The sequence below is a fragment of the Bacillus sp. OV166 genome (genome assembly GCF_900177675.1).
Classification (GTDB): domain Bacteria; phylum Bacillota; class Bacilli; order Bacillales; family Cytobacillaceae; genus Neobacillus.
On record NZ_FXWM01000001.1, the window covers coordinates 3,342,235 to 3,365,598 of the forward strand.

The 23,364-nt window shown below is 33.7% G+C and carries 20 protein-coding genes and 1 tRNA gene; 14 read left to right on the forward strand and 7 right to left on the reverse strand.

Translation table 11 applies throughout. The features are described from left to right. The first annotated feature begins 26 nt into the window (after nucleotides 1-26). Both CCK98_RS16360 and CCK98_RS16365 read left to right on the forward strand, forming a co-directional pair. Nucleotides 27-362, forward strand: a complete 336-nt coding sequence (locus tag CCK98_RS16360; protein WP_373408535.1) for a DUF6884 domain-containing protein — start codon at nucleotides 27-29, stop codon at nucleotides 360-362. Further along, nucleotides 359-1,261, forward strand: coding sequence for a GIY-YIG nuclease family protein (locus CCK98_RS16365; protein WP_088087537.1), 903 nt, complete (start codon nucleotides 359-361; stop codon nucleotides 1,259-1,261). Before CCK98_RS16360 ends, CCK98_RS16365 begins: the two co-directional genes overlap by 4 nt. A gap of 115 nt (nucleotides 1,262-1,376) precedes the next feature. Here CCK98_RS16365 and CCK98_RS16370 read toward each other — a convergent pair whose 3' ends face one another. Then, nucleotides 1,377-3,038 (reverse strand): ATP-binding protein, encoded by a 1,662-nt coding sequence (locus CCK98_RS16370; RefSeq protein ID WP_088087538.1) that lies wholly within the window; start codon nucleotides 3,036-3,038, stop codon nucleotides 1,377-1,379. A 308-nt stretch (nucleotides 3,039-3,346) separates the two neighbouring features. Further along, complete coding sequence (locus CCK98_RS16375) at nucleotides 3,347-4,327, reverse strand: hypothetical protein (RefSeq protein ID WP_088087539.1); 981 nt, start codon at nucleotides 4,325-4,327, stop codon at nucleotides 3,347-3,349. Nucleotides 4,328-4,790: 463 nt separating this feature from the next. Between CCK98_RS16375 and CCK98_RS35455 the strand changes: the two genes are divergently transcribed. The 4 genes from CCK98_RS35455 (at nucleotide 4,791) to CCK98_RS16390 (ending at nucleotide 9,759) form a co-directional block, all read left to right on the forward strand. Next, nucleotides 4,791-4,847 (forward strand) — tRNA-Arg (locus CCK98_RS35455). A 129-nt stretch (nucleotides 4,848-4,976) separates the two neighbouring features. Beyond that, nucleotides 4,977-5,933: a tyrosine-type recombinase/integrase gene (locus tag CCK98_RS16380; protein ID WP_179195831.1), complete on the forward strand. Its 957-nt coding sequence runs from the start codon at nucleotides 4,977-4,979 to the stop codon at nucleotides 5,931-5,933. Nucleotides 5,934-6,369: 436 nt separating this feature from the next. Beyond that, nucleotides 6,370-7,758, forward strand: a complete 1,389-nt coding sequence (locus tag CCK98_RS16385; protein WP_088087541.1) for a hypothetical protein — start codon at nucleotides 6,370-6,372, stop codon at nucleotides 7,756-7,758. Nucleotides 7,759-8,550: 792 nt separating this feature from the next. After that, a complete protein-coding gene (locus CCK98_RS16390; RefSeq protein WP_088087542.1) occupies nucleotides 8,551-9,759 on the forward strand; it encodes a hypothetical protein in 1,209 nt (402 codons plus the stop codon). A gap of 247 nt (nucleotides 9,760-10,006) precedes the next feature. Here CCK98_RS16390 and CCK98_RS16395 read toward each other — a convergent pair whose 3' ends face one another. Continuing rightward, a complete protein-coding gene (locus CCK98_RS16395; RefSeq protein WP_088087543.1) occupies nucleotides 10,007-11,578 on the reverse strand; it encodes a hypothetical protein in 1,572 nt (523 codons plus the stop codon). A 635-nt stretch (nucleotides 11,579-12,213) separates the two neighbouring features. Between CCK98_RS16395 and CCK98_RS16400 the strand changes: the two genes are divergently transcribed. From CCK98_RS16400 to CCK98_RS16420, 5 genes are all read left to right on the forward strand, one after another. Next, nucleotides 12,214-13,155 carry an HNH endonuclease gene (locus CCK98_RS16400; RefSeq protein WP_088087544.1) on the forward strand — a complete coding sequence of 314 codons (942 nt, stop codon included), beginning with the start codon at nucleotides 12,214-12,216 and terminating at the stop codon, nucleotides 13,153-13,155. A 19-nt stretch (nucleotides 13,156-13,174) separates the two neighbouring features. Next, nucleotides 13,175-14,302 (forward strand): HNH endonuclease, encoded by a 1,128-nt coding sequence (locus CCK98_RS16405; protein ID WP_088087545.1) that lies wholly within the window; start codon nucleotides 13,175-13,177, stop codon nucleotides 14,300-14,302. 85 nt (nucleotides 14,303-14,387) lie between these two features. Beyond that, the gene (locus CCK98_RS16410; protein WP_306298946.1) at nucleotides 14,388-14,675 is read left to right on the forward strand and encodes an HNH endonuclease; all 288 of its coding nucleotides are present in this window, start codon (nucleotides 14,388-14,390) and stop codon (nucleotides 14,673-14,675) included. 74 nt (nucleotides 14,676-14,749) lie between these two features. Continuing rightward, a complete protein-coding gene (locus CCK98_RS16415; protein ID WP_088087546.1) occupies nucleotides 14,750-15,643 on the forward strand; it encodes a P-loop NTPase fold protein in 894 nt (297 codons plus the stop codon). Nucleotides 15,644-15,650: 7 nt separating this feature from the next. Next, nucleotides 15,651-16,265, forward strand: coding sequence for a hypothetical protein (locus tag CCK98_RS16420; protein ID WP_088087547.1), 615 nt, complete (start codon nucleotides 15,651-15,653; stop codon nucleotides 16,263-16,265). Between the two features lie 141 nt (nucleotides 16,266-16,406). On the opposite strand, the gene CCK98_RS16425 is transcribed toward CCK98_RS16420, so the two are convergent. Then, nucleotides 16,407-17,534 carry an SIR2 family protein gene (locus CCK98_RS16425; protein ID WP_088087548.1) on the reverse strand — a complete coding sequence of 376 codons (1,128 nt, stop codon included), beginning with the start codon at nucleotides 17,532-17,534 and terminating at the stop codon, nucleotides 16,407-16,409. A 544-nt stretch (nucleotides 17,535-18,078) separates the two neighbouring features. Between CCK98_RS16425 and CCK98_RS16430 the strand changes: the two genes are divergently transcribed. Next, nucleotides 18,079-18,729: a DUF4917 family protein gene (locus tag CCK98_RS16430; protein WP_179195832.1), complete on the forward strand. Its 651-nt coding sequence runs from the start codon at nucleotides 18,079-18,081 to the stop codon at nucleotides 18,727-18,729. Here CCK98_RS16430 and istB read toward each other — a convergent pair. Both istB and CCK98_RS16440 read right to left on the reverse strand, forming a co-directional pair. After that, nucleotides 18,689-19,447: an IS21-like element helper ATPase IstB gene (gene istB, locus CCK98_RS16435; RefSeq protein WP_088087550.1), complete on the reverse strand. Its 759-nt coding sequence runs from the start codon at nucleotides 19,445-19,447 to the stop codon at nucleotides 18,689-18,691. The genes CCK98_RS16430 and istB overlap by 41 nt on opposite strands. Nucleotides 19,448-19,528: 81 nt before the next feature. Beyond that, nucleotides 19,529-19,852 carry a hypothetical protein gene (locus CCK98_RS16440; protein ID WP_088087551.1) on the reverse strand — a complete coding sequence of 108 codons (324 nt, stop codon included), beginning with the start codon at nucleotides 19,850-19,852 and terminating at the stop codon, nucleotides 19,529-19,531. A gap of 19 nt (nucleotides 19,853-19,871) precedes the next feature. On the opposite strand from CCK98_RS16440, the gene CCK98_RS16445 reads away from it, so the two are divergent. Together CCK98_RS16445 and CCK98_RS16450 are read left to right on the forward strand one after the other, a co-directional pair. Further along, nucleotides 19,872-20,294, forward strand: a complete 423-nt coding sequence (locus tag CCK98_RS16445) for a hypothetical protein (protein ID WP_142292170.1) — start codon at nucleotides 19,872-19,874, stop codon at nucleotides 20,292-20,294. Between the two features lie 714 nt (nucleotides 20,295-21,008). Further along, nucleotides 21,009-21,827 (forward strand): RNA ligase family protein, encoded by an 819-nt coding sequence (locus tag CCK98_RS16450; protein ID WP_088087553.1) that lies wholly within the window; start codon nucleotides 21,009-21,011, stop codon nucleotides 21,825-21,827. A 61-nt stretch (nucleotides 21,828-21,888) separates the two neighbouring features. On the opposite strand, the gene CCK98_RS16455 is transcribed toward CCK98_RS16450, so the two are convergent. Continuing rightward, the gene (locus CCK98_RS16455; protein ID WP_088087554.1) at nucleotides 21,889-22,923 is read right to left on the reverse strand and encodes a tyrosine-type recombinase/integrase; all 1,035 of its coding nucleotides are present in this window, start codon (nucleotides 22,921-22,923) and stop codon (nucleotides 21,889-21,891) included. Between the last annotated feature and the right edge of the window lie 441 nt (nucleotides 22,924-23,364).

Genomic DNA, 23,364 nt, shown 5'->3' on the forward strand with positions numbered 1-23,364 from the left:
GTTTGTTTACTAAAATTAACAAATAAATTCACCAATCTGAGTTTTATGATTGGTATATTTTATCTGCAAAATATGGATTATTAAAGAAAGATTCAGTAATTTCACCATACGATGTAACCTGTCTTAATATGACAGCTGTTGATAGGAAAAATTGGTCAGATAAAGTTTTTGATGAACTTAAAATAGAATTACCATCTCATTACGATATTTTTTTCTTTGCAGGTGAAAAATACAGACAATACCTGCTACTTAAATTGAAGGAGGCAGGGTATACTTGCCGTGTTCCACTAAAAGGAATGCAAATTGGAGAGCAACTCCAGTATTTAAGTACTCAGATAGGAGATAAGAAGGTGCAAATATGAATCAGTCGTACTTAGAGGAAAATTGGTCTGGATTGAATTGGACTCCTTGGTATTCATTCCGAAAAATAATGGAGACGAAGAGTTTATTACCGACTTCTCCTGGTATGTATCGTATTAAGCCAGTGAGTCATCATCACTTTATGTATATAGGACAAACAGGTCGTAACTTGCGTGAAAGGCTTACTGATCTTATAAGAAACACACTCAAAGAAGAAATGCCTTTTAATGATCCTCATACTGCCGCACCTTCATTATGGGCTTGGAAGGATGCTACTGGTTGGGAATTTGAGTTGTCAGTTTCCACGATTGAATTGCCAAAAGAGGAGCGTGAAGGATTAGAAAGCTTTCTTTTATGGGATTATCGAGTGCAAAGTAAGGAATCAACTTATTGTAATTATGGTCGTTTTCATCAAGATTATATAAAATCGAAAAACAGATCAAGTAAATTTCGTGGAAGAAAATTGTTTGATTCAGAGCAACGTAACCCAGCATGGGGGATCTCAAGTGAGCCATTAAGTTTTCATGGCACTCCAACTTCATCCACTTTTATGGGTCTTGAGTGGTCAGAATTTATAGAGGTAGAAAAATTATCACAAATTCCAAATAAAGAAGGAGTATATCGTGTCATTGGACTCGATACAAATACACTTCTATACATTGGACAATCTCAATATTTAAGAAATCGGTTAAGGGATCACGCAAAAAAGGATTGGGGTCAAAAGATAGCTTTTTCTTATTCACTAATTGAAGATGCAAAAGATTATCTATTAAAAGAATTAGAGAACGATTTAATTGGTGCGTATTTCTCAATTAATCAGACTGTCCCAATTTTTCAAGTTAAGAATTTAAAGAATAACTTGAGGAGTTTCGACAACACTGCCATGTCATTGGGAGATTAATAAAAATAATTGATAGAGTGGAACGGAAAAAGTTATTATGAAGGAGGAATTCAGATAGAGCGTAAATGAGAAACCCTTTGAATTTAATAATAATTAAATTCAAAGGGTTTTTTTATCAGAAAGCTTTAATAAATTTAGTATTTTTATTTAGAAGCTTCCAGAACGCCATATCCTCCATAATTTCGTATCTATTATTGGTTACAGACGTGACTAAGCTATAGTGTTTTTGAAGTCGCGCTATCATATTAACTATCTGTTCACCCTCAGCCTGATTTTCTGGACTGAAGATAGCTTTTACTTCCTTCTTTTTAATGGTAGGTACTCTATGTATAATCCAAGTCAATATATACTGAGCATAGTCATTATCTGTAGTTGCAAAGTGGTCTAAGAATTGGGTTGATAGGATTACACCAACGCCATATTCTCTTCCTTCTTTCATAATTTTCTTTAAAGAAGAGAAGTTTTGACTCAAGAAATTATCCGCCTCATCAACAAGTATCATTTTCGTTAATTCACGATAATCTCCTTGAATTGTACTGTGCCCCTTTGTAGACATCTGGGAATAGAAGGTGTCCAAAGTGATTCCTACTATTAGGTTCTGAACACTTGGATCATAACCAGCCAGATGTACAACAGTTACTCCTTGTATCATGACGTATAAGGACTTTGTATTCTCACTATTTGGAGAAAAGATTTCAAAATCATATATTTGTTTTAGTGCTGCATAAAGACTATCTTCTTTTACATCCTCCCGATTCATCAATCGTTCAAATACATTATTTAATGTAGGTGGTACCAGATCCCATGTATCCATATCAGCCTTATGAATACCAGCTTGTGAATAAGCTTCAATGATTAAATCATTTAATAACTGCTGTTGCTTTATACCTAAATTAAAAGCATTTGCAATTGTTTCTTTAATGGTACTAGCTGTATGCAAAGGCAATAGCGGCTTTAGCTGTTTTCCCCTATATAAAGTTAACGGATTATACGGAAGGTGATATGGATCATACACTTTAGCGTTTGTCGCTTCTATAAAGTCATCTTTGATATAGTCACCTTTATAATCAAAGATGAGAATATCAATAGGTGTTCCATTTACATTAGATAGAGCACCATCATGTATCTGTTTAATGAGCGATTTAGTAAACTGAGTTTTCCCCGTCCCCATCGTGCCAATAATACCTGTATTCGTATGCATGATTTTACTCGTCGTAGTTGGATACCAATACAATGGTTCATTGCTGTTGGCCGAATGACCAAAAAGAATTCTTAATGGTTCTGTTTCTTCAGGCAATTTTGTAACGGAAGGTTCTTTAACTAGAGAACTATGATGTAGGTCATGATTCGCCTGAACCGAAGCAATTGCATGGCTTTTTTCATAAATATTTTTCAAATTTGGCTTTTCTTCCGTTTGCAGTTCCTCAGGCGTTTCCTCCTGTTCTATGGTAAGCATTTCGCCCTTCGGTTGTTTATATATATCCTCCCAGCCTTTAATGAATTTCTCATATACTTTTTGCATTGCGGATGGCGTTAAGTGGGTGTAAACGTAGTGATTGTCTTTTACAAAGATGTTTTTCTTTTTACTTCCATTTTTAGCTACGAAGTATTCAGAATTGGAAGTACGGATTCCTGCAAACTCGATTGTTTCAATTGTTTTTTGTAAATCTTTTTCCATGAAGAACTGCCAGAAGTTGCGGAAGATTTGTGCGTGTGATTTTTCTGCCCATCTGATTATTTCTCCATCTAGGTTCATTTCAAATTCATGAGTGCTCATTAGTAAATCCTCCTATATTTCTCCTCTTTATATATTAGATTACTAAATTTTAGCTGGCAAATATAAATAAAGATATTATATGAATTGGTTCTGGTGCAAAAATTTAAAGATACTTTTTACCTTGTTCAGCTAACCTGACAGTTAATGCATTAAAAAGGGATCGCCACAGCCATCTCATCTTTAGCATAAGCACCCTTTAGTTGAAGAAGGATTCCAACAAAAACATAACGTATTTTATCAAACTGTGGTGGCTGAAAAATTTTATACTTTCTTTTAGAAATAGAGGTCGGCGAGCCTCCTTATAAATTCTATCCGTGCCAAGAACCAGTTCTTTTATCTAATGTTACAAAAGGATAATTATCTTTTTCGCCCGTATAAGGTAAAGAATCCGTATAAACCTCTACAGTATCACCTCTATCAATTAATTTTTCTATTTTATCTTCCTTATAATAACTGTTATTCCAGTTCTCTAAAAATAGCTCTTTCCAATTATCTTTTATGGGTGCATTATGAGAAAGGTAAAAGGCTTGTTCAAACAGAGTTCCTTCTTCACCGTTATGTTTTTTCTTAAATTCCTCTATAACATTCCATATCTCATTAGCGGTTAAATTATCATAAAAATTCTCAGACCAGTTAATACCTTTTGCATAACCATAATCAGGACTAGGCATATACTTATCAAATATATATGTCCTAAGCGTCTTCTTTAAATGCTCCATCTCTTCGAGATAAGCATTATGGGAATCAACTTTTTCCTGTTTCTGTTGATAAATAAATTCGATAATTTGTCCATTTGGAACCGTTCCATCAGTTAAATATTTTTCATAAGCCTTACCTTCAACAGTTCTACCGTCAAAATTACTACCATTTTTTTTCAATAATAGAGCATGTTTTTTGCCTTCTTTATTTGTTATCGTTACAACAGTATACCCATGAGAATCTTTATTTTTAGCGATTACATAAGAAAAATGGTACACGTAATTGACTGTTAATTGCCCATTGTTAAAGAACCAAGTGCTACTTACCCCATCCTGTTTTCCTGTTGCCAGCCAAACACCACTGATATTATCACTCGCCTGTGGTACTTCTGAAGATGTTGAACTTTTAGATGGCGATGTTTTCACTGCAGGTTTTGTGTTTTGTTTCGAACTTTGTGATGTCGTTTCTGTTGTTTTTGTTTTTTGCTTTGAACTTTGTGGGGAGGTTTTTGTTGATTCACCTGTCGTTTTTCCACATCCAGAAAATACTACCCCAAAAAGAACTACCCAAACAACTATTATCTTTTTCATTTACATTAAACCCTCTTTTATCTTTATTTTAACATTTCTAGTTCAACTAAACTGCCTCGTTAGTAAAACAAGTAAAAAGATCGCCGCAGCGACCCTCATCTTTCGAAGCAGATAAAGATATAGCTTGGATCCCAGACTGGGAATTAGTATTGGAGAAGTTAGAATATTTTGATTGGAGCGTACGCAATCCTCTGTTTCAACAGTACATGATTACTTCTAGGTCGAGTAATAGTGAATTTAAAGCTTTTATTGATAACAGACACCAGAACCTATTGAAAATATTAAAGACTGAGTTAGCCTAAGGGGCTATGATGACCTTTCCATTGACAAATGTTGGTCGGTTTCAATTATCATGTGGGTAACGTAAAGGTTAATCATTGTACTAAATATTGCGCGGTGGTAAATAAAAAAGCACTGTATAACATTGATATAGCAACGATTTTCCTTAAAGAAGCAAACCGAAGGTGCAACGGATAGCACGTAAGCCTCCGAAGCTTAAAATGTGAGTTCGATTCTCGCCGAGCACATCATGAAGTCAATGAGTTCCTATGTTTGTATGAGTTTTATACAAGCATAGGAACTTTTTTGTTTGGGTGCTTTTCAATTGCGGATACCACGTAACGAATAACACGCAATGGGGGGCATTATCATGTCAAGAAGAAAATCAGTTAGCACAAACGTATTGGAAAAACTGGTTCAACAGCAGGAACAACCATCTAAAGATTTTCAGAAAGCTTCAGAGGAATTTCTTAAGCATTGTAAGATTAAAGGACTTTCAATAGATACGGTCAAATTTTATGATAAAGAACTCAAAGGACTCTCTAGAGCATTAGTTGTAATTGAGGTCTCATTGAAAGACGTGAGAACTTTCAAGACAAATGACGTTGAGAGTTGGGTCGAATACATGTTGGAAAATAATAGAGCAGTCTCTTCAATCAATGCAAGAATGCGAGCAGGGAGAACCTTTATGAATTACTGTTTAAAGAAAGGTTATATTGATAAGAATCCTTTTGACGGAGTATCACAACTGAGGAAACGTCATACAGTCGGAGCAACCTTTACAAAGAGACAATTAGAAAGACTGTTAAACGCTCCAGACATAACTCAATTTGTTGGTCTCCGTGACCTTGCAATTATGTTGACATTTGCCCATGTTGGACTCCGTCTCAAAGAACTTTGTTCAATTAAGGTTCAAGACATTTCATTTGACGGAAAAGGGGAAGTCATAATTCAACAAGCAAAGAACCGATATGCAAGACGTGTTCCAATGACCAATAGGTTGAGAAAGGTTTTAAAAGCTTATATTGAAGAACGTGGAATACTGGATAATGATGCTCTGTTTGTAAGCGTTGAGAATGCCCCAATAAACGCTCGAACGGTTCAAGAGCGGTTGAAACGTTACGGCGTGGTTTCGAAGGTCGAGAACGAGGTTTCTGTGAGTCCTCACGCTTTTAGAAGGACGTTCTGTCGGTTGAAAGTTGAAGCAGGAGTAAACTTGTTTGTATTGCAAAGACAAACTGGTCATAGTGAACTTGAAATGCTCCAGCGTTATGTTCAGATTTATGGAAAAGACCTTGAACAAGCAATTGAGAAAGGTTTTGATTAAGATTCTTCATTTTCCTGTTACTATGACTATGTGGGGAAATGAATTGAGGGAGCGAAATGACAAGTATCACCCATTAAATACATTAGATGTTTAAGTCGAAAAAAACAAGTCAAATAAACCACACGGTATGAAGTGAAACAAGTCACAATTAAACTTTTAGCATTGTATGAAGAGAACAGTCACATGGCTGTTCTCTTTTTTTCTTGTTATCACTGTGTAGCATAGAATGATTTAATTATTTTAATATAATTATTTAATTGTAGCTAGTAAGTCTTGTGATATGGCTTATTTATAATGAATTGCTGATTAAGTGTAGTACTGTAACACTATTACAGTAAATTCCATTAATGTAATTTGGTGGTTTATTTATTCGGTTAATTATAGTAGTATAAATATAGTAATAGTTGTTTTGTTTTAGAGATGGAGGAGATATAAGATGGAAACTATAAATGGAGATGTATACGTAATTAATAACAAGATAAATCACAAGGTTTTAATAGGTGAAGGTGATGATGGCAGTTCACGTTTATCTCAACATAGAAGTAATCTTAAAAAGGGGATTGAGAGAAATAAACCACTCCAAGAAGATTATGAAAAGTATGGAGAAGATGTATTTGAATATGAAGTGATAATAAATAGTATTGACCGTAAACTTTGTGAACAGTTATTAATAGAGTTGTTTTCAAGGGTAGATAAGGCTTACAACAAAAGAGATAGAAGTGGTGGAAAAATTAGAAAGATAGAACAAGGAGAATTACTTGTCCCAGCAATTCTTTATCAAGAAATAGAGGCTTTTATCCATCAGTGGGAACAAAAACTACCTTACTTTAAAGATTTGCTGGATGAATTAGAAGATATGAAAGCTGGATTTGAATCAAAGTCAGAGAAAATATTTAATAGGGACTTTAAAAAATCTTTCCTAACAGGGTATGAACACGAAACTCAGCGAGTAGCCAAACAATTATTTAAAATTACTTACGACTTTGAGGTTGAGTTGAATAAAGATTTATACAATTTTACCTTTGAAGAAGCTGGAAAGGTCTTAAGTGCATTAGGTGCAGGGACAATCAGAAGCATTCAAAATTCAAAACCAACACTTTCAAAGTATTTGGAATTTGCAATCCAGCAAGTTGTTTCAGATAACAAGATTAATTATTATAAAAATTTACGAAAGAAGGAGGATATTTCCATGTACCTTAATAAAGATAAAGAAGAAAATACGATATTTGATAAAGAAGAAATTATGGAAATGGCAATGGACTCAGATAATGCTCAAGATGGAGTTATCCTAGCATTATTGTTCGATGGAATAAGTCATAAAAATGAATTTGAAGAGTTGAGAAACTTAACTCTAGATAATATCAATGAAGATAATCAACAAATCATATTATCAGACAGAACAATTCCGATGAGTACTGAAACATCTGTCTTAGTGAAAAAAGCAATTAAGGACGACACATATGTTAGTATCAAAGGTGAAACATCTCGCAAGTATAAGATTGCACAGGGTACTAATCTTTTAAGAGGTCTCAGGGGAAAAGTCCAAGTTAAAGGTCAAATAGTGAGTCAGCGTATTTTAAGGATTGCAGAAATATTTGATTATGAGTATCTGAACGCAACAACAATCTCTTACAGTGGTCAAATACATTATGCTATTGATTTGATTAATAATGGAATTAATATTGACGAGTCTACTTCAATAATCATTAACCGATTTGGTATTAATGACAACCCTGCTTCTCGTTTCTATTTAAAAACAAGGATTGAGAATTTCATAAAGAGGAAAAATGACCAAGATAATCGAGATAATATGGATGATGAGTAATAGTACTAAATTGATGAGCAGCCCCATTTAGCTGCTCATTGTTGGAGTAGGAATGAGAGGGATATTTTCCACATCTCATACCTTCTTGTTAGGGAAAGGAAGGATAGCACCTAGACTCACACAATACGATGTCCAGAAAACCTTTGACACGATTAAGCGGTAGCCTCGATTACCCAATTTCAACGTATATGCTTAAATTAGATTTTTCAAGGCAAACCATTAACATCCCCGATATTCCATATCAAGAGTTTATACAAAGATTTCCTAGTAAAACACTACCCTTTATCCGAAGCTGATTTTCATTAGATAAAAAAAGTAAACTTTCTTCTGAAAAGTTCTTGACACGATATTTTTGATTTTATGATGAGATTCAATAGCTTTTTTCTGATGGTTTTAAGCATAAATTGTTAATTATCGATTTTGGTATAATAACAAACATAAGACCTGATGATAATGTTGCTTCAGTCAGACAAGTGTATAAATATCTACACTCAATTCTTAGTTAGAAACAATAAGTGTATAAATATCTACACACAATTATTTAAATGGTATCACTGACTGTAGAAATATACACACTCAACGGTACTCTAATAAGAAAGAAACAAAGTAATAAGAAAGAAACAATTAATAAGAGAATAGACGCTCGCAGGCGAGCATTTTGTTTGCTTTTTCTTTAAGTGATTAAGGCTAAAGGAAGAAATTAAGAAGGCAAAAGGTTAAACAAGGGGACAGGAAAATGACTCTGGAGGTAATGATAATTTTAAAAAATTACATTACAGAGGGGTTTTATAGTTGTTAATACAAGACAATTTACACATTCAAATTTCAAAAAAAATATTAAATCTAGAAGCAAATGAAGCATATTTCTACTCTATTCTTAGTAAGAGTTCATTACTTGATGGCGGTGCAATGGTGCATTTACCTCAGTTAGCTGAAATGCTTGGCGTTAGCAATAGAACGGAAAACAGAGATAAGATTAAGCAATCATTAGCAAATCTAGAAAGTAATTTAGGATTTGAATATTACACGGACTTTCAGTTAAAGAAAAGACTTAATTTGTTGGAACTGAAAGGTACACAGTACTTTTATGCTAAAGTTCCGTCAGTAATAGACAATTTCTTGAAAATGTCTTTAGGGGATTTCAACAAATTAGTTTACTTCGAAGAGAAAGAATGTAAACAAATGATTATGTTTCAGTATTTGTACATTGTTGGTATGGTTAATGAGAGTGGAAAAGAAAGAAAAATTTCGTATCCTACTGTTGAGGGAATAGCTGCGGCAACAGGATTCGATAGAAAGACTGTATTTAGGTATAACGAGATACTGGTAAAATATAACCTAATTTACATGGATACAGTCACTATTAAAGATAAATCTCATAATAAATACTCACGTTGGAGTGATAAGGAAGATGTGATAGAAGCGGTAGCTGAAGTAAAAATTACAGGTTACATCTCAAAGAAAAGAAAGACTCAGCACGAGGGTGTTGTTGAGACAACAAATAAAGTTGTGGCTAAATCTACTACACCCAAAAATGATAATACTGGTCTTGACCCATCCATTGATAAAGCTTTAGTGGGTTTTGTTAAAGCTGGATTAGCAATGCACAAGGGTACTAAATCAAAGATAAACGAGGCTATTGAAATCTGTGGCGTAGAGCAACTTATCATTGGTATTAAAGAATTGGATTTCATTTGTCGAAATAATGGTATTCCAGAATCTAAATGGGCAGGATACTTCTCGAATAATATAATTTCAAAAGCTAAGGAACGTAAAAAACAGGTGGAAGCACAAAAAAGAGCAAATGAAAAGTTAATGAATGAGCCTGTTACTCCCACTATTGATTACACTAAAACGTATAGAGAGACCCAAATTCGTTTAAAGGAAATGGAAAAAGAAAAGAAAATTGAGGAAGAAGAAAAGCTTATGAAGTCCCTTTCTCTATTTACTGATGAGCAAGAAAAACCTAAAGAAGATTGGCTGCTTGCATTAGGAATATAAGATTTGGTGTACTGCAAATTTCACATGAACATAGGGGAATAGTGGAGACAATGCTGAAAAAATTGTAAACACAGAGGGTCTCTTAATTGAGGCTCTCTTTTTCGTGTGTAAGTGCATGATTGAACATATGGTTTGATTTAAAAATCAATTAATAAAACTGTGATTTTATTATTGATTTTTAAAAGAAACAAAAAAGGATGGCTTAATCAAAAGTCATCCTTTTTAATGTTAATTACTTATTTTTATCTTATATTTGATATTCCAATTCACCTTCAACCCTATCAGGGAGATTTTTTGAGGTTATTTCGTAAAGAATTTTAAAAGTGTCAGTTGATTTAAATAAGATAAAGGATGGGAAAGCAATATTCTCTTTAGGGTTTAATTCTTTAAAGTAGTATTCAAGAACTGTATAGTCGCTTTCAATATATATTTCAACGTTAAAAAGACTTTCAATGTAATGCTTATAATCAGTATTCAATTTGTTAACTTTTTCTATATATTCTTGGTACATTTCAATAACTCCGCCATAGGAAGGCAGCGGTATATAATTAAAATTTTCTTGCACAAGGCTATCCTTATTTTGTCTGAGAATAAAGTTGAAAATGCCGTCTGTAAATTCTTCAACAATATTAGGCGGGGGTATTTTAATGTCATTAGCTTTTAGGATTTCAACGTTCTTTGGAAACTTTAATTTTACAGTAATTGATTCATTAAAAACTTTCCCAATATTTTGTAATGATAACGGGGCAATGTAGTAATTACCAATATATTCAAATATATTTAGATAATCCTCTAACTCTTTTAATTTATAAATAAAATTCGTGATTTTCTCGTCTTTTTCTCTTTCTACAGTTGAACCTTCAATTTTCTTTGGAGTTTTAAATAACGGGTGAGAAAAGGTCACCATTGATTCCATCAATTCACCAACGTGAAAAAAAGAGTACTCAAGGTCTACCCCAAGTAATATATTTGTTTTTTGAATTATCTCAGTTTGCTTCTGATTAGATAGTTCTTTAGAAGCCATAGGACTAACATTTTTAACTGATAAATTAAGCCTTGGTAACTTAGTATCATCCTTACCTATATTTATTTTCTCCTTGCTAATTTCACTATATGATGGAAGTTTAACATCTGATATTTCATGAATCAGCCTATATAACTCATCCTTAATATCCGTAATAAATTTGGACTTAATTAAATCGTCTCTTTTAAAAGCCTTGAAGTTACTAGAGAAACTACTGTAGTTTGGTAAGTAGTATTGAACGAGTAATTCATTCTCAATTTCATTATTATTTAATTCTTTTTTTGGGGGTACAATATTTTGAGCAAAGGAAGTTAAATGATTATATAATTTCCTTTCAAATTCCTCAATTGTAGAGTAATTATCATATACCCCCTTTTGTTGACATTCCTTTTTAAAAGCATCTAATTTCTGATATTGTTCAAGATTGACACTCTCTAGAACCACTGGTGCGGATGAAAAGTATAGCATTACTTTCTTGCCATTTTTCATAAACTCTTGTATTTCTTCGACAGTTCCAGATTCAGCAACTCCAGTATGTGAACCAAGTTTTGTCCAAAAAGTCCCTACAAGAATATCTGAGTTTTCAACTATCTGTTTATTAATTATTGCTTGGGGTCTATCCCCCATTTCTGGAATAACATGTGTCTCCCATTTTACTGGAAGGAAAGCGATGTTATAATATGCAGTTTGTTCAGTGTTCCATTTGTGAATAACCCCAGGGATTTTTTTCCTCTGGTCCGAAACATCAGAAGGAGATGCAATTAAAACTTGATAAACAGTTGCTAAAAAAGACATGTTCATAACCTACCCTTAAATTAATATACATTGGAAATCTTTGTATTATTATAATATAAAAGTGAAGTGAATGGTTTAATACATCTAGAAATACTTCTTATATCAAAAATTTGATTGTCGTTTACTTAAATAACGTATATAAGAACCTGTTAAGAGGAAGCAGAGAGATTCCATTAAGCAAACACGCCCACAACCTCTCAGAGTTGCTCGTGGTGGCGTTTTAAGAAGTCACTAATTTGTACTTGTGCAGCTAGGAGTATGATGCCTACAAACATCCCTAAAGAGATGAATCTGGTGAACGGGTCTCAATTGAGACTCTCTTTTTTTGTATATTGGTGCAGATGATTGAACAGAGGTCGGAATTCAAGACATCGTTCACAAACTAATAAATCCCGTCTTTTATTATCTGCTTACAAATGAACAGGATAGGGAACAAATTTGAAGGACAGGTTTAAACACCCTGTTCTCTTTTAAAATATTTATGCCAAAAGGATGTGGTATAATCTTCCTGTATTAACTTATAAAGTACAGGCTATGTTTGAAATTATGTCAGTCAACTTTATCCGTTTAGGATAATCAATAAAGGGAAATTTTGTTTAAGAAAACAAACTGTAAATTGGATGGGGGAGCGTGTTTTGACCAGTTATATAATCCCATATTTAGACCCAAAGAAACATAATATGGAGGAAGACCCGTTATTCTCGGAGTACACTTATGGAGATGATGGGGATAGAGGGATAATTTTAAAAACTAAAGTTTCAAAGGGGGACGTCCTTTTTTTTTATAAAACTATAGAAAAAAACCCCTGTATCACTGCATTTTACGAAGTGGAAAAGGTTTTGGATATTCAAAAAGCAAAAATGGATAATACAATCACGTTGAATTACCAAAATCCTCACTTATTTAGAAATAAAGTTCAAGAGAATGAAGTAATTGTTTTTGGAAATCCAGAAAAATCAATGATATTAGAAACCCCTTTGATAGTTAACAGGGCATTACTAGAGGAATTATCGATTAATTATAATCCATCTCCGAATCATACAGAATTGCAAGCTCTTACGTTAAAGTTAAGATGGAAGCGATTAAATAATTCACAAGTAAAACTATTACTTGAGAAAGTGAATCCACTGCATAATGAAAGTTTTCTAAAACTACAGAAAGATATAGAATCACCGATTGTATTGGATAAAACCGAAAAAGAATCGGTTGTTAAGGCACGTATAGGACAGTCAATTTTTAAAAATGCTCTTTTAGCTGTTGAAAAGAAATGTAGACTGTGTGGTGTCTCAGATGAACGATTGTTAGTTGCTAGCCATATTAAGCCTTGGAGTCAATCTAATCATAAAGAGCGGCTAGATGTTAATAATGGGTTGCTACTATGCCCAAACCATGATGCTTTATTTGATAAAGGATATATTAGTTTTGATGAAGATGGTGTAATTTTGATTTCAGATAGTCTGGATAAGCATTCTAAAGTTTTTCTTAATATCAATGAAACTATGAAAATTAATATGAATGAAAGTCAGCGGGGATATATGAAGTGGCATAGGGAAAATATGTTTACAGCCAACTATTAAAAGAGAAAGGTCAAGATAAATGAATAATGACTATCAGACTTGTAATAATGTTACAAAGATATTCTTAAAAGACTCTTCGAACAACATTACTGGAGAAGTTGTAATTGATTCAAGTGATTTAGAAAAAGTCAGAGGTTTCCCCAATACTTGGAGATTGCAACAGTTAAAAAATAGAGCAGAAGTTAGGGGAACGTATAGGGTTAATGGAGTGAAAAAACAGATTACCTTAGCTAAATGGATTCTAGACTATCCCAATAAACCGATATATTTTGTTAATGGGAATACGTTTGATAACCGAAGAGAGAATCTTTCTTTTAATAAGCCTCTTAAAGGAAACCAGATAGTTGTAAAGGACAATATAAGCTATTTGCATATCTCTAGAAGGAATGAAGGAGACTTGGTAGTTATCCTAGATACAAAAAAGGTTGAATTAGTTTCCAAGTATACTTGGGTTTGTGAAAGAAAAAATGATATCAACGATTATGTAGTTTATACAAAGATATACGAGGGAAATGCATCAAGAAAAATCTCTTTGAGAAAATTCTTATTGGGTAATGAGAATGAGAAAACTGCCTATTTTGTTAATGGTAATCGTTTGGATTTTAGAATGGAGAATATTAAATTATATTCTGAAGAAATGACAAACGATTATTATGTAGAAGATAATAAAGCATTTATTTTTGTAAAAGTTAGAAATGAAGAAAGCTATGTTGTCACTATGATAGATGAAGAAGATTTCGAGAAGGTAAATAGTTTGGGTTATACTTGGCACTACTATCAAGGGAATGGAGAACCCTATATTGTTAATACCATCAAGGAAACAAATGGTTCTTTAAAGAGAGTTTATTTACATAGAGTTGTAAATGATTGTCCAGATGATAAGGTAGTTGACCATATCAACCACGATACTTTGGATAATCGAAAAAGCAACTTGAGAAATGTAACTATTTCTGCTAATCAACAAAATAGAAAAGGTGCAAACAAAAATAGTATTTCTGGTATCAGAAATGTAAACTGGGATAACACACATAAGGATTGGATTGTAACATGTGGACAGCGGTATATCATGAGAACTAAAGATTTCAATGCGGCAAAATTAGCTGCTATTCGGGTAAGAAATGAATTATTCCCATTTGCAACTAAATAACTGTTTACATAATACCTACCAGAATAGTTCAGTCAGCTTTTAAAAAGGCTCTTTTACAATTTGATAAAAAATGCAGATTATGGGAGTGAATGATGAGCATTTCCTTATAGCAAGCCATATAAAGCCATGGAGTAAATCTAATAATCAAGAGCGGTTAGATGTGGATAATGGATTGCTACTATGTCCAAATCATGATGCTTTATTTGATAAAGGATATATTAGTTTTGATGATGATGGAAGAATATTGATTTCAGAGTGTCTGGATGCTGGAACTCTGGTATTTCTAAATATCAATCAATCTATGAGGATTGGGATAAATGAGGGTCAACAACATTATATTAAGTGGCATAGGGAAAATATTTTTAAAAGTTAATTGTAATTTAAAATTTTTAAAAAAATCAAATAAGCAAAGGTATAAATTAAAATTATATTAGGAGGCAGTTCACTATGAGTTTATTAAACTACTTTCCATTATCAGACCCGCAGCAGGATAATGATGTTCTTGGGTTTGAAGCACAAGCCAAACATATTGCAGGATTTATAAATAATCATACTCCATTATATCCATTTGCTATAGCTATAAATGGACCATGGGGTTCAGGGAAATCTACTATGGCAAATTTTATAATGAAGAATCTAGATATGTCTTGTGAAGCTATACCATTTAATCCTTGGTTAGTTTCTGATAAAGAAACACTTATTTCAAATCTATTTGAAGAAATATTCATAAGGCTAAGGAGGAAAGATGAAAATACTGATGGAACAAGCCAGAAACTAAGTCATCAGTTTTTGGCTTATTCTAAGAAGGTGTTACCTACAACTGTGAAAGCATTAACTTATGCAACTTCACTTTATCTTGGGATTGAAGAAAGAAGTGCCAATTTTATATCCGGGGTTATGGGAGATTTCTCTAAAGAGATAAAAGAAGAGTATGAAAATATGCCTCTCAGCGAAATAAAACAAAACCTAGAAGCGGAAATGAAAAAAGAGTATGTTGATAGAAACAAAAAAATAGTAGTGTTTATTGATGAAATTGATAGACTTTTACATGATGAAATTGTAACAGTTTTAAAAATGATAAGGTCTACTCTTAATTTACCAGGGTTATTCTTTGTTATTTCAATGGATTATAATGCTGTTATAGAGGCATTGAAAGAGTCTGGTATCAAGGAGCCGAACTATTACTTAGAGAAGATATTTCAATTCAACTATAATATAAATACGAAAAATCAAATTAGAACATTAGTGCAAAAAATCATGTATCCAATATTTGAATCACGTAGTGAAGAAGCTTATAAAGATTTGAAAGTAGCTATAGAAGCTTATCTTTTAAGGAAATGATTATCATTTGATAAGTATTGATAATTTCGAGAAATTCACAAATGATTTTGGATTAAGTACAGCAGATTATATGTTATACCAGCTAAATGAATATGAACAAGGAAATGCGGCTGAGAGCCATAGTAAAATATGTAATATTATTATCGAAGAATTAAATATTGAAGTTCCTAGAAACTTCATTAATTTGACCAATTATATTTTAGAGTTTTGGCCAAAGTTTTATATGGAACTTTTTAAAGATGTGCAAAAATGTAACTTTAATATTAAACCAGCATTTCTACTCTTTCTACTAAAGTACAAATACCCACAATATTGCGAAACAACTCATATTTTTGAGAATAAAGGGGATTACCTACCTAACATTGTTCAAGAAATTAGAGAACATATAAAATATTATGTACCAAAATTTGTGAATTATAATATATCTCCAAGGGAGGAGAAAAGGGATGATAGTTTCCTAAGACTAGCTGTAGGCTTGTTAAATAAATCCCCAGACCAGATAGAGGAACTTGGTTTATTAGCTGAAAGAAAGAGAGGAATGTTAGAGGAGCAATCTAAAGTAATGAAAGAAATTTTAGAAACAATTTCCAAATCGAGAAACAAGGAAGAAGAAGCATTGTAAACGTTTGATGTTGCTTTTTTATTTTCAATTTATACCTCTAATAAAATTTTGATTTTATTAGAGGTCACCCCAATGGCATAACCAGAAAACAAGTGACAAATAATAATCACTTGTTTTCTGGTTATATAAGCACTATAATAGCTAACTTGTTCTTATTTGTTTGAGAACGTCTGCAATTTCATCATAGTCACTTATCCATATAATTTTTATGCCAAATGATGCTGCATCTAACTCTTCGAATTCTTCCATCTTTTTCAAAAGGTGTTTAGCAGTCTCATCAAGTTCCAAATTTGCTTTATTCTTTTCATCCAGTAGTGGGGCATTTTGACTTAGAAGTTCTTCTAAGTTCCTTTCTACATCTTTGAATTTATACCTCTTCTTGAATAAATAATGATATTTTGGATTATCCCCTTTTTGTAACATTGCAATATCAAGTAACCTTCTAATGTTTGGGTCAGTAAGAGATATACCTATAAATATACAAACATTATCTTTAAATTTGTTGATTTGAACCATATTATTCCAACTATAGATATCATTATACTGTTTATGATATAAATTTTCACTTAGAGTTATTTTATAGCCTTTATCAATTTCTTGTTCTTCGGGTAAATATCCGTGAACATGATAGATAGGTAATTGCCCATTTTTAGGGTTCATCCCCTCTCTATATATTGATTTAAATGGAATTTCTACATTGCTATTTAATAAAGCACCCTCAAGAATATCGTCATAATTGTATGTAATGATACTATCAAGATTTGGACTTCTTCCAGGAGCAATACAGAATTGCAATATCTCTTTAATCGTTGGTGAATCAGCCTCTCTATTTATTTGGGCATAAAGTGCTTCTTTTACCATCTCTTCAAATGTTTTTCCTTTATCTTTCTTCTTAAAATCCTCTTCAAGAAATCTAGCAGAAATTAAAGGGCTATTAGGAAATAACAAAGGAAATAGCTTCGATAATACTAATGGTGCGTCAGTATTAGTATCAGTAATAGTAAAAGTTTCAAGTAATAATTTCTGTAGTAAGTTTCCCCAGCTTGGAAGATTATATGGTACAGAAACTCCTGCTCCAAGTACTAGTACTAATTCCTCGTCTTTGTATGCTCTATTTAGATTAGAAATAGCCTCTTTCTTTGAACTTTGAACATTTGTGCTTTCGGTCTTAATCTCACTTAGATATTTGTTTATTAATTGAAGGGACTTAATATTTAGTGCAGGTATCATATCTGTTATTGATTCAATCATTGGCAATTTTGGCGACATAAAATATCTCCCCACTTACAATATATTTTTTCCATATTATAACATAGAATTTTTCCTTTATACTACTAATTTACCATTTGTATTATTTAGTATTGATTAGGTATATCTTTCATGCCTAAGTAGTTACTATTCTTCCACTAAGAATAAACTAGGAGAATGGAGCAAAGTAAACTATTATAAATAGTCTTTTAAATTAAAAGTGACAAAACTTAATAATATGGACATCAATTTTCTGTTGCAGTAATAACATGGATTGAAACGGTGTTAAAACATGGTGACATAAATCAACAAATGGGTAGGTTTTTTACTCGTGTTTAAGAAACTATAAATATATTACAAGAGAGTAGCATCAAGTGTTAGCTGTTCTCTTTATTTATTACAATACCAATAGTAGTTTTGTTGTGGTATAATTTACCTGTAAAAATGGAAGATTACCTAATTTTCGGTGACGATAAATTAAATAATAAAGTTAAAAATTAAGGGGGTAAAAATCACAGAAGAAATCTACAATTATCAAGATATTAGTCAATCTTTCAATAACTATTTGCTTACTGGTAATGGCTTATCAATTTCTATTAATCAAAATTTTAGTTATCAAACATTGTTAGCTGAGTGCAAATCCTTAGAGGATGAAAACCATGAAAGAGTATTATCCGATGAAGACTTAAATTTTTTTGAGCAGTTTGAAACTTTTGATTTTGAGAGGGTTTTATTTGCTCTAAATACTTCAAAGATTGTAAATAATATAGTTGGGTTAGAAACTGGAGAAATTGAAAAGAGGTACGAACACATAAAAAATGCTTTGGTTAAAGTTGTGAGGAAGGTTCATCCTTCTTGGGATGAGTTTGAAGATTCAAAGTTCCAATTCTTAAATGAGTATCTACAAAAATTCCAAGGCATTTTTACAACCAATTATGATTTAATTCTCTATTGGTCATTAATGAGAAACATTGAACCATTCTTAGATTTCTTTTTTCGTGGAGAATTTGATACTACCAATGTAGATGTATTTGTCAATATTAATTTGAGCCAGAGTGATCACTTCAAAAGTGAGCCACTTCATTCTGAGTTATTTCCAAATTTGGAGGGGGATTGGGAGTGTAGGGTATCTTGCCCCTCGGGGCAAGATACCCTACACTCCTCGCGCGCCCAGACTACTGGTCGCTCTCATCCCTTTGTTTCATACTTTGTCTAAATCGATACGATTCTCCATTTAGGAGGAGGATATGGGCCCTATGGGTTAGTCGGTCTAGTAGGGCTGCGGTCATTTTTTCATCTCCAAATATAGAGGTCCATTCCGTAAATTCTAAATTCGTAGTTATCATGACGCTAGCTCGTTCGTAGCGGCCGGCAAAGAATTGGAACAAGAGCTCAGAACCAATTTTCGTGAATGGCACGTAGCCGAGTTCGTCTATGATGATTAGATCAAATTTGAGCCATCTCTTCTCCAATGCACCTAGCTTGTGTTCTTCATTTGCCAAAAGTAATTCTTCTACTAATTCTGCAGCCGAGATAAACTTAACCTTATAGCCATTTTTAATCATTTCAAGGCCGAGCCCCACTGCTAGATGCGATTTTCTCGTCCCACTGTTTCCTAAAAATATTATGTTCTCCTTCTTCTCCACAAAATCTCCCTTTGATAGAGTCAGAAATCGATTTCGGTTCAGACTTGGCATCAAACTAAAATCATAGCTATCTAGTGTTTTCTGGACTGGAAAAGCAGCTTGTTTAAGCCTTCTTTGTCTTTGGTTTTCTTCTCTAGCCTCTGATTCTGATTCTAATAAAGCCAATAGAAATTCCTCATAACTCAAGTTACGATCCTCAGCCTCTCTTGCGAGAGAACGGTATTGTGCAGCGATAGTCGGAATCCGTAGTTGTTTAGTAAGGTGGTCTAAAAGTAATTCAGTTGTCATTTCCTAGTGCCTCCTGTTAATTGACCGTACTGTTCTATATTGGATTTATTAACTTTGTAATCTAGAAGATTGACTGGTGTTTTATACTTCAAATTTAGTTATAAGATTGGGAGTTGCATATCTCAAATTTTCTCTGAATATTTTCAAAGCATCGTCAATAATCTTGTTCTCATCAAGATTGTCCTTTAATAGTGGTTTGTAAAATGTAGTTTTGACATCCATAAATCTAATAACCTTAAAAAGCATTGGTGAATAAAGGTTTTGGTAACATTCTTTAATATATTTCTGATGCTCTCTTTTAGCTGTGTATCTATGGGAAACTACATGAGCGAGTAATGCAGCTGAAAAAGTCATAATAGCTGTTATAAAAGGTGCATAGGTTAAGGATGAGTGTAGAGTTTTCACAATCCCCACAGTGAGGGAAGTGCAGGAGGTTTATGAGGATTTAAGTGGACAAGCAAATGTACTTGCTATTTTAGAATTTTTCTTTGATTTCTTGGAACAGGTTGAAAGAGAAGCAAGAAAGATGGGTATTAAAGACCAATCAAGTGAACTTATGAAGTATAGGGTATTATACAGCATTTGGATTCTTGTGACTTACTATTTTGGATATGAGATGGCTTGTTCGGTTATAAGTCATAGTTTTGAGTTTAATCAAAATAAACTTAACAAAAGAGCAATCAGAAAAATAAAGAGGTTGTTGAAGACGGACAGTAATAAAGTGGAAGAGACGATGTTAAAAATTGTTAATGACGTTTTAATAAATATTTCTAAAGATGGTCATTTCACATTATTGGATAACATGTATAAAATTATCAAAAACCTACTAAGGGATGTTGAGGATTAATAATTTCATAGGAATATACTTAGGAATTTTCCAGCGGTTTAGGATGAATTTCCCTATATATGAATTTTTGTAACAATAATCACATATAGCGGGAGGAATTAGAGACTAGACCAACCCTAGATAGGTTAATCGAAGAGAGTCAACAAGTGAGTTAAGGGACACCGAGGTTCTCTTTTCATTTGCAATCGACATGTGGGCATAAATCCCACACTATCAGTGGGGCATGTGCTGGATAGTGGATAGGCTACTACATCCACACGTTTAAGAAAATTCTAGTGTTGTTAAAGGAGATTCTAAACGAATTAGATGCATATTATCCACGGTAATAATTGTACAGATAAGCAGGGCATACCTTTTGTTTGCAATTAAGGGTTTGATTCAGTATCATTGTTTATAGGAATAACACGCAATGAAAACCACTTAAACAAGCATAAACCATTGATATAATAGCGCTCAAAGCTAATTGTACCGACAAGTGGTGCAACGGATAGCACGTAAGATTTCGTTTTATAGTTGTAAAGGCAATTACTAACGAGGGAGTCCCAAATCGACTTGTTTACGTAAATCGTCTCATAGTTTACTTAAATGATATAGTGAACAACAGGCGAGCCTATAGACGGTTCGCTTTTCGTTTGAATTAGAAAAACTAAGCACCCTTTCGTTTCCATTAAATTTACAGTCGGAATCTGATAGAATAGTAGACGAGGTGTTCATATGTTTATATCGCCAATGCTATTGCATAAAACTGATGAACCGTTCGATTCAGAAGATTACATTACTGAACTGAAACTTGACGGCATCCGTTTAATATATTCAGTGGATAATGCCGGCAAAGTCCGTTTATATTCACGACACAAAAACGAAATCACATCGAAATTCCCGGAACTTCATAATCTAAACATTCCGCCAGGCACCGTACTTGATGGCGAACTAATTGTTAGTGACAACAACGGTAAGCCTGACTTTGAAGCTGTAATGAGCCGTTTTATGAGTTCTAAAGATAAGTCCACGATCACTTTCGTCGCTTTTGACGTGATCGAGCACAAAGGTGTACGTATCGCAATGTTACCATTGTTGCAGCGTAAGGAAGTACTTGCAGAAATAGTGCCAACCGATAATTCGTTAATTGCCAAAACGCAGTTCATTGAGGGTAACGGTGAAGCTTATTTTGACGCTATAAAAGCGCAAGCCCTAGAAGGCATCGTATTAAAGCGTAAGGATTCTCGTTATGAAGTCGGCAAACGTTCACATTCGTGGCTGAAGGTGGTTAACTATCAATATGATGAAGTGAATATCGTTGGATATCGTACAACAGGTAAATTCGGCTTGTTGTTAACTTTCGATGATGGCCGCTATGCAGGTATAATGGAGTTGGGTGTACCACCGTTGGCTCGTAAGGAGATTTACGGAAAGCCGGTGATACGTGAAGAGAAGAAGATCGCGTTTATTGAGCCGGTAAAGGTTCGAGTAAAATATCGTAATTTAACGAAGGCGGGCTTATTGCGTCTACCTAGTTTTGTGGAGTGGGTATAGTCGTTCTTAAGAAAAACAACCAATAAACCGAAAAAGCCGTCCAAAAATTGGACGGCACTTTTTATACTCGAATACCATTTCGTTTAATGATGTTACGCAAGGGAGAAAATTTATTGTGTTGCTCCCGTATATGTTCGTTGTCCATTTGTACGTACTTACGTGTTGTTTGAATGTCTGCATGGTCCAAAATTCTCTGTAATGTAAAAATGTCACCGCCATTTAATACATAATTTCTTGCGAAGGTATGACGAAACATATGCGGATGCAACTTTGAAATGTTTAATTTTCGCTTTAGTCGATTTAATCTGCGGCGAAAGGCGTCGTCGGTCAAGTCCTCGCCATACGCGTTCATAAATAGCTTACAACCTTCTCCGAAATATTGCTGCGTTTCATCTAATAGTTGTCGTAGTCTTTTCGCAACCTCACGACTAATTGGTATCTCACGGGACTTTCGTTTTTTTGCTATCTGAGATGGTACTGTAATCGATAATTCCTTGAAATTCACTTGATCGGCAGTCAAGGATAACGCTTCACCAATTCGAAGACCTGTATCCAATAACAATATTATGAGCGTCTTATCGCGCCATTGTGCGAACTGCCTGTCGACATAAGAGGCGAGAATAGCGTCAATCTGTTTGTCAGGTAGGCCTGGAACCTCTTCGTGGGCATCGTCGCGAACTTGAGAGATATTCTGCATCGGATTATAAGAAATAATGCCATCGTTATATAGAAAACGAAACAACGTGCATAAACCACGAATACGTATGTTAATGGTATGAACCGATAAACCTTTACCGGTTCGTTTCCTTTGTGGGTCCTCGGCATATGGCGTTCGTTCTGTACGAAGATAATTAATGTAATTACGAATGGTATCTGCTGTAATATCGTTAATATTCGTAATTTCTTCGTCTAACCATTGCCGAAAATAACGGAAAATATCGTGGTATCCAGTGAGCGTTCCTTTCCTAACTCCTTCAGCTGTTTTAGCACGAATAAATGCTTCCAGGGCCTCGTCCATTGTATATAGGACATTACTAATCTGTCGGTCCTGTGGAGAGACTTTAAGACCTCTTTCGCCGATAATTCTTCTTTTCATACGGTTTTTGACTCCTCCTTAGATACAGCCGAGGTGTCCTACAGTTACAAAAATCTGTCCTACAGTCATAAAAACCACGTCCTACAGACAACGAAAAAAAAACGCTATGTCACGTGATTGTCCCGTATGATTGAAAGGTTAACAATACGATAACATAGCGTTTCTTTAAAAGGATGTCCCAGAGAGGATTCGAACCTCCGACCTACAGTTTAGGAAACTGTAGCTCATTGCTATTTATGGTAGATCGTTGATTTATAAGGGTTTGCATGACTGTCGTGCAAATATATTTCCTACAAGAAAGAGCATTGTTTGATGAAGATGGAAATTTGAAAATTTTTAACGAGAGTTTGGATAAATAAAGACAAGACCTTTGAAGTAGCGAGCTGGACATCTTTCAGGCTAAACTAGCAGTTTTATCTCAACCATGAGGTAAGGAGGATT

Coding starts and splice junctions, on each gene's coding strand:
- CCK98_RS16450 (WP_088087553.1), top strand. CDS start 21,009: ATGTTTATATCGCCAATGCTATTGCATAAAACTGATGAACCGTTCGAT.
- CCK98_RS16380 (WP_179195831.1), top strand. CDS start 4,977: ATGTCAAGAAGAAAATCAGTTAGCACAAACGTATTGGAAAAACTGGTT.
- CCK98_RS16405 (WP_088087545.1), top strand. CDS start 13,175: ATGAATAATGACTATCAGACTTGTAATAATGTTACAAAGATATTCTTA.
- CCK98_RS16395 (WP_088087543.1), bottom strand. CDS start 11,578: ATGTCTTTTTTAGCAACTGTTTATCAAGTTTTAATTGCATCTCCTTCT.
- CCK98_RS16370 (WP_088087538.1), bottom strand. CDS start 3,038: ATGAGCACTCATGAATTTGAAATGAACCTAGATGGAGAAATAATCAGA.
- CCK98_RS16455 (WP_088087554.1), bottom strand. CDS start 22,923: ATGAAAAGAAGAATTATCGGCGAAAGAGGTCTTAAAGTCTCTCCACAG.
- CCK98_RS16375 (WP_088087539.1), bottom strand. CDS start 4,327: ATGAAAAAGATAATAGTTGTTTGGGTAGTTCTTTTTGGGGTAGTATTT.
- CCK98_RS16365 (WP_088087537.1), top strand. CDS start 359: ATGAATCAGTCGTACTTAGAGGAAAATTGGTCTGGATTGAATTGGACT.
- CCK98_RS16385 (WP_088087541.1), top strand. CDS start 6,370: ATGGAAACTATAAATGGAGATGTATACGTAATTAATAACAAGATAAAT.
- CCK98_RS16415 (WP_088087546.1), top strand. CDS start 14,750: ATGAGTTTATTAAACTACTTTCCATTATCAGACCCGCAGCAGGATAAT.
- istB (WP_088087550.1), bottom strand. CDS start 19,447: ATGACAACTGAATTACTTTTAGACCACCTTACTAAACAACTACGGATT.
- CCK98_RS16425 (WP_088087548.1), bottom strand. CDS start 17,534: ATGTCGCCAAAATTGCCAATGATTGAATCAATAACAGATATGATACCT.